Here is a 6,071-nt window from a genome sequence, read left to right as displayed (position 1 = left end):
CACCGTAGATGCTCCACAGCGCGCCGGAGGTGTTGAACCGCCTCCAGAACAGCGAGTACAGGATCGTCGGCAGGTTCGCCGACGCCGCCACCGCGAACGCCAACGCCACCAGGAACGCGATGTTCTGACCGTTCGCGAAGATGCCACCCACAATGGCGACCGCGCCGATCACGACCGCGCCGATCCGCGCGACCTTGACCTCCTGCTCCTTGTCGTCCGCAGCACCGCGCTTGATCACATTGGCGTAGATGTCGTGCGCGAACGAGGCCGACGCGGTGATCGTCAGCCCCGCCACCACGGCGAGGATCGTGGCGAACGCGACCGCCGCGATCAGGCCCAGGAGCACCGGCCCGCCCAGTGCGTTGGCGAGCAGCGGCGCGGCCGAGTTGGCCTTGCCCGGGGCGTTCTGGATGGCGGTCGGGCCGACGAGCGCCGCGGCGCCGTAGCCAAGGACCAGCGTGAACAGGTAGAAGATGCCGATCAGCCAGATCGCCCAGACAACGGAGCGGCGGGCTTCCTTCGCGGTCGGCACGGTGTAGAAGCGCATCAGGATGTGCGGCAGACCGGCCGTGCCCAGCACCAGTGCGATGGCCAGCGAGAGGAAGTCGATCTTGCTTGTCGCCGTGCCGCCGTACTGCAGGCCGGGGTTGAGCAGCGCCTCGCCCGCCTTCGGGCTGTTGTCCACGGCCGCGCCGAGCAGGCTGGACAGGTTCATGCCGTACTTGCCCAGCACCCACACCGTCATCACGGCCGCGCCGCTGATCAGCAGCACCGCCTTGATGATCTGCACCCAGGTGGTGCCCTTCATCCCGCCGATCAGCACGTACATGATCATGATGATGCCGACGACCGCGATCACGATGGACTGGCCGACCTTGTTCTCGATACCCAGCAGCAGCGCGACGAGACCGCCCGCACCCGCCATCTGGGCCAGCAGATAGAAGAACGAGACCGCGAGGGTGGACGTGGCCGCCGCGGCGCGGACGGGGCGCTGCCGCATCCGAAACGCGAGAACGTCGCCCATCGTGTACTTGCCGGTGTTGCGCAGCAGTTCGGCCACCAACAGCAGCGCGACCAGCCACGCGACCAGGAAGCCGATCGAATAGAGGAAGCCGTCGTACCCACTGAGCGCGATGGCGCCCGCGATACCGAGGAACGACGCCGCCGACAGGTAATCGCCGGAAATGGCGATGCCGTTCTGCGGGCCGGTGAACGCGTGGCCCGCGGCGTAGTAGTCCGACGCGGTCTTGTTGTTGCGGCTGGCGCGGAAGACCACCACGAGGGTGATCGCCACGAACGCGCCGAAGATCGAGATGTTGAGGATCGGGCTGCTTCCCTCGACCCCCGCGGCCAGCGCGGTCACTCGGCACCTCCGGCCTCGGCGGTCTCCCGCAGCTTGCTCGCCAACGGGTCGAGCTTGCGGTTGGCATAGCGGACATACAGCATCGTGATCGCGAAGGTGGAGACGAACTGCAACAGGCCGAGGATGAGCGCCACGTTGATGTTGCCGATGACCTTGGTCGACATGAAGCCGTGCGCGTAGTCCGCCAGCAGGACGTAGGCCAGGTACCAGACCAGGAACAGCACGGTCATCGGAAACACGAACCGGCGCAGCCGCCTGCGCAGTTCCACGAACTCCGCACTGGACTGGATCTCGGCCCAATCCGGGTCCGGTGGCCGCGTCCTGGGCTCAGTGGTACTCATCGCTGCCTCCTCGACGGGGATCTTCCGCGTCACCGTAAGCAAAGGCGATGTGTCACGGTGTGATCAGCGGCTCAAACGACGAGTGATGCGACGAACGGCTGACGAACGGCGCGCCGACCAGGACGAGTGGCCCAGATCACGTCCATCGGTGTCGCGCACCGGGCTGGGTGCGCGCCGTTCCCGCAGGTGTAGCCGCAGCATCGCGGCGGCCGACCAGGACGGCGGACGCCCGAACAGCGACACCACCACCATGGTGCCGAAGGCGAGCGGCACCGACCACGGCGCGGGCTGCGCCACCAGGATCGCGACCCAGCCGTGGAACGGCGGCCCGAACAGGGTGGCCGCGATCGCGCCCGCCGACGCGAGCAGCCCGGCGGCGACGCCCGCGATGGCACCCACCGCCGTCAGCCGCGACCACCAGATGCCGAGCACCAGCAGCGGGCAGAACGTCGACGCGGCCACGGTGAAACCCCAGGTGACGAGCACGCCCGCGTCGAGCCGGGCGGACGGCAGGGCGAGCAGCACCACCACCGCCGCGGCGCCGAGGACGGTGAACCGCAGCCGGGCCAGCCCGCCGGGCAGCAGGTCGTGCGCGATGGCACCCGCCACGACCAGCAGCAATCCCAGCGAGGTGGCCAGGAACGCGGCGAACGCGCCCGCGGTGAGCAGCGTGGTGAACACCGTGCCGCTCGCCCCGGAGTCCACTTGGGACGGTAGGGCGACCACCGCGGTGTCCGTGGCGCCGGAGAGGAAGAGCTGTGGCACCAACACTTTCGCCAACGTGCCGTAGATCCCGGGGAACAGGTAGAACACGCTGAGCAGGCCGACCGTGATCGCGGCGGTGCGCCGGGCGGCTCGACCGTCGGGACTGGTGTGGAACCGCATCAGCACGTGCGGCAGGCCCATCGTGCCGAGCATCGTCGCGAGCAGCACCGCCCAGGTGCCGAGTAGCGGGTGGCCCGCGTCCTGCAGGTCGAGCAGCGGCCGCTGCCAGCCGGGCCCGCCCGGGGCGGCGCCGCCGCGCACGCCCGGGACGGCCGCGCCCACGGCGAACACGATCGTGCTGCCCGCGGACACCCGGACCTCGCCCGGCGGGATGACCCGCGGCGGGCCGTCCGGCGACCGCACCACGGTCGGCTCGCGCACCTCCAGGGTGACCTCCAGGCCGAAGGACACCGGGGTCTCGCGCGTGAAGTGGGTGAACTCCACCGGGTGCACCGCGTCGTGGCGCACCTGCGGACCGGCCTGCAGCAGCAGCCAGATCGCGGGCACGATGAACAGCACCAGCTTGAAGCAGAACTGGAACGCCTGCACGTAGGTCGCCGCGCGCATCCCGCCGAGCGCGAGCGTCGTACTGACCACGACGGCGGCGATTACCACGCCGACCCAGTACGGGCTGCCGCTGACCACGCTGAGCACCAGCCCGGCCGTGCGGAACTGCGGCACCAGGTACAGCGCGGCGATCACCAGCACGACCACGGCCGAGAGCCTGCGCAACGACTTCGACGCCAGCCGCGCCTCCGCGAAGTCCGGCACCGTCACCGCGCCCGATCGGCGCATCGGTGCGGCGACGAGGGCGAGCATCGCAACGTAGCCCGCGGTGAACCCCACCGGGTACCACAGCGCGCCGACGCCGTCCTTGACCACGAGCCCGGCGACCCCGAGGAACGACGCGGCAGACAGGTATTCCCCCGACACCGCGGCGGAGTTCAGCAGCGGCGACACCCGGCGGGAGGCAACCAGGAAGTCCGACGTGGTGCGCATCGCCGCGACGCCGCGCAGGCCGACGAGCAACGTGACCAGCACGACCGGGGCCACCGCGAACAGCGCGATCACGCCTGGTCCCCCGGGTCGCCCGCTTCCTCGGCGCTTTCGGCTCGCCGCAGTTGCCACCGCGCGATGAGCACCATGGCCGGGTAGGGCACCGCGACCAGCACCAGCCAGGACACCGGGATGCCCCCCAGCCGGGTGTCGTCCAGCGACGGGAAAGCGTGCAGCAGCACGGGAAGCCCGAACAGCAGGGCGAACAGCGCCACCAGCGCGGCGACGGCCCGGCGGCGCTGCGCCCGGTAGACGACCACCGCCCGGCGGACCTCGCCCGGGTCCATGGCGGGTGGACGCCACGCGGCGCGGTGCCTGCGCCGGGAGTGCGCGAGCCGGGTCTGCGGGCTGGTCACCACCACCCGGCGGTGCGGGCTCACCCGCCCCGCCCGCGCAGCTCGCCGCGCTGGGCGGCCTTGAGGAGCCGGTCCCGCAGCTCGCGGGCGTGCCTGCGGCTGACCGGCACGTCGCCGAGGTCGGTGTGCGCGAGCATGCCGCCCACCGAGTCGCTGCGCAGCTCGCGCACCGCGTCCAGGGCCAGCAGGAATCCTCTGTGGACACGCGCGAACCCGGACCCCTCCCAGTACTCCTGCAGCCGGGAGATCGGCATCCGCACCAGGTGCACGCCGGTCGAGGTGTGCAACCGGACGTAGTCGCCGTGTGCCTCGGCGAACTTCACCTCGCCGCGGCGCACGTACCGGGTGCGTCCGTCGGACTCCACGGGCAGCGCGGGCATGGCGTCGGGCGCGGGGGCGGCGGGCCCGCTCGGCACGTCGACGTGGGCGGGTCCGGCGGCGGTGATCCGGCCGACCCTGGCGAGCGCGTCGGCGAGGCGCTCCGCGCGCACGGGCTTGAGCAGGTAGTCGACGGCGCCGATGCCGTAGGCGGACACCGCGTGCCCGTCGTAGGCGGTGACGAACACGATCGCCGGGGGCTCGCTGAGCTTGGCCAGCAGGGAAGCCAGTTCCAGGCCGTTGAGGCCGGGCATGGAGATGTCGAGGAACACCGCGTCGAACGGCTCGGCCTGGATCATCTTCAGCGCGCTGAGCGCGTCGCCCGCCGCGTGCACCTGCGCGACCTCGGGCGACCCGCGCAGCAGCCTGCACAGCTCGTCGAGCGCGGCCCGCACGTCGTCCACCGCGAGCACCCGCAGCCCGCTGCCCATCACGGCATCACCCCCGGGGAGAACATCGGCATCCGCACGATCACCTTGGTGCCCGCGGCCACCGCGGTCTCCACCACCAGACCGAACCACGACCCGTAGACGTTGCGCAGCCGCCGATCGACGTTCGCCAGGCCGACACTGCCCGCGACGTCGTGGCCCGCGAGAATCGCCTCGGCCCGGGCCGGGTCCATGCCGACGCCGTCGTCCTCGACGGTGATCAGGCAGTCGGTGCCTTCGGCCTCGCCCCGGACCTGGATCTGCCCGCCGCCCGCGCGCGGCTCGATGCCGTGCCGGACGGCGTTCTCCACCAGCGGCTGGAGCACCAGGTACGGGATGGCAACGGCGAGAACCTCGGGCGCGACCCGGACCTGCACCCGCAGCCGGTCGCCGAGCACGGCGCGCTGCAGCGCGAGGTAGGTCTCGATGGCGTGGAACTCGTCGGCGACGGTGGTGTACTCGCCGTGGCTGGCCAGGCTGTAGCGGTTGTAGTCGGCGAAGTCGAGCATCAGCTCGTGGGACCGGTCGGGGTCGGAGTGCACGAGCGAGGCGATGACGGTCAGCGCGTTGTAGACGAAGTGCGGGGAGATCTCCGCGCGCAGCGCCCGCAGCTCGGCCTGCGCCGCGTACTCGGCGGACGCCTCCAGCCGGGCCCGCTCCAGGGCGGCCACGATCCACTCGCCGACCTCGCGGACGGCGGCGAGCCGGGTCGGGCCCGCGACGACGAGCACACCCGTCAGCTCGTCGTGCACGTGCAGCGGCACCGCGAGCAGCGGCGGGCGGCCCGCGCGGGTCTCGGTGTGCAGGACTTCGTCGACCAGGGCCACCCAGCGCGTGCCGGGCGGCAGCGGCCCCGCCCAGACCGGGCGGCCGGAGAGGTCGGCGAGGCCGACGCCGTCCGCGCCGAGCAGGCGCCGGATGCCGCGGGCGGCGGCCCGGACCCGCACCCCCGCGAGCCCGTCGGCCAGGTCGTCGGCGATCGCGCGGGCGGCGCCGAGCACCGACGCCGGGTCGGTGCGCGACCAGGGCAGCCGCCACCCCGCGGGTTCCTCCGGCTGCGGCACCGACATCCACCCTCCGTTTTTCGACGGCTTTGGGTAGATGTTAAGTCCCTGGTCACCGCAACGGGTGACGTTCGTGGACCGTTCGTCCCCGACCTGGCACCGTCCGTCGCGGCGGACCAGCGGTGTGGTCCGGCCGCTCTTACGGTGGCCTTTCAGGCCACGAGAGTGCGGGAGCGGCGAGATGACCGAGCAGGAGAGCAGGGTGTTCGCGCCGTCGGCGGAGTTCGCGGCGGCGGCGAATGTCACCGCGCAGGCCTACACCGACGCCGCGGCGGACCGGGAGGGATTCTGGGCCACCCAAGCCGAACGCCTGACCTGGG

General features: G+C 71.8%; 6 protein-coding genes. All 6 read right to left on the bottom strand.

Annotated features, from left to right (window positions below; translation table 11 throughout):
• Nucleotides 1-1,363, bottom strand: a 1,363-nt coding sequence (locus tag ACT4N7_RS27925; protein WP_444831857.1) for a solute symporter family protein, incomplete at its 3' end; no start/stop codon positions are given.
• The gene (locus tag ACT4N7_RS27920; protein WP_444831856.1) at nucleotides 1,360-1,704 is read right to left on the bottom strand and encodes a DUF485 domain-containing protein; all 345 of its coding nucleotides are present in this window, start codon (nucleotides 1,702-1,704) and stop codon (nucleotides 1,360-1,362) included. The genes ACT4N7_RS27925 and ACT4N7_RS27920, both read right to left, overlap by 4 nt.
• Before the next feature lie 63 nt (nucleotides 1,705-1,767).
• Nucleotides 1,768-3,540 (bottom strand): sodium/solute symporter, encoded by a 1,773-nt coding sequence (locus ACT4N7_RS27915; protein ID WP_444831855.1) that lies wholly within the window; start codon nucleotides 3,538-3,540, stop codon nucleotides 1,768-1,770.
• Nucleotides 3,537-3,905 carry a hypothetical protein gene (locus ACT4N7_RS27910; protein ID WP_444831854.1) on the bottom strand — a complete coding sequence of 123 codons (369 nt, stop codon included), beginning with the start codon at nucleotides 3,903-3,905 and terminating at the stop codon, nucleotides 3,537-3,539. Before ACT4N7_RS27910 ends, ACT4N7_RS27915 begins: the two co-directional genes overlap by 4 nt.
• Nucleotides 3,902-4,690 (bottom strand): LytR/AlgR family response regulator transcription factor, encoded by a 789-nt coding sequence (locus ACT4N7_RS27905; RefSeq protein ID WP_444831858.1) that lies wholly within the window; start codon nucleotides 4,688-4,690, stop codon nucleotides 3,902-3,904. The genes ACT4N7_RS27910 and ACT4N7_RS27905 overlap by 4 nt, the downstream gene beginning before the upstream one ends.
• Nucleotides 4,690-5,757: a histidine kinase gene (locus ACT4N7_RS27900; RefSeq protein ID WP_444831853.1), complete on the bottom strand. Its 1,068-nt coding sequence runs from the start codon at nucleotides 5,755-5,757 to the stop codon at nucleotides 4,690-4,692. Before ACT4N7_RS27900 ends, ACT4N7_RS27905 begins: the two co-directional genes overlap by 1 nt.
• Nucleotides 5,758-6,071: the final 314 nt, after the last annotated feature.

Origin of the sequence: Actinokineospora sp., assembly GCF_052390155.1 — a bacterium.
Classification (GTDB): Bacteria; Actinomycetota; Actinomycetes; order Mycobacteriales; family Pseudonocardiaceae; genus Actinokineospora.
Note: the sequence above shows the minus strand (reverse complement) of the source record. Positions and strands in the feature narration are given on the sequence as shown.

Excerpts from the sequence above, each read along its gene's own strand:
- ACT4N7_RS27920 (WP_444831856.1), bottom strand. The coding sequence starts at position 1,704 with ATGAGTACCACTGAGCCCAGGACGCGGCCACCGGACCCGGATTGGGCC.
- ACT4N7_RS27905 (WP_444831858.1), bottom strand. The coding sequence starts at position 4,690 with ATGGGCAGCGGGCTGCGGGTGCTCGCGGTGGACGACGTGCGGGCCGCG.
- ACT4N7_RS27900 (WP_444831853.1), bottom strand. The coding sequence starts at position 5,757 with ATGTCGGTGCCGCAGCCGGAGGAACCCGCGGGGTGGCGGCTGCCCTGG.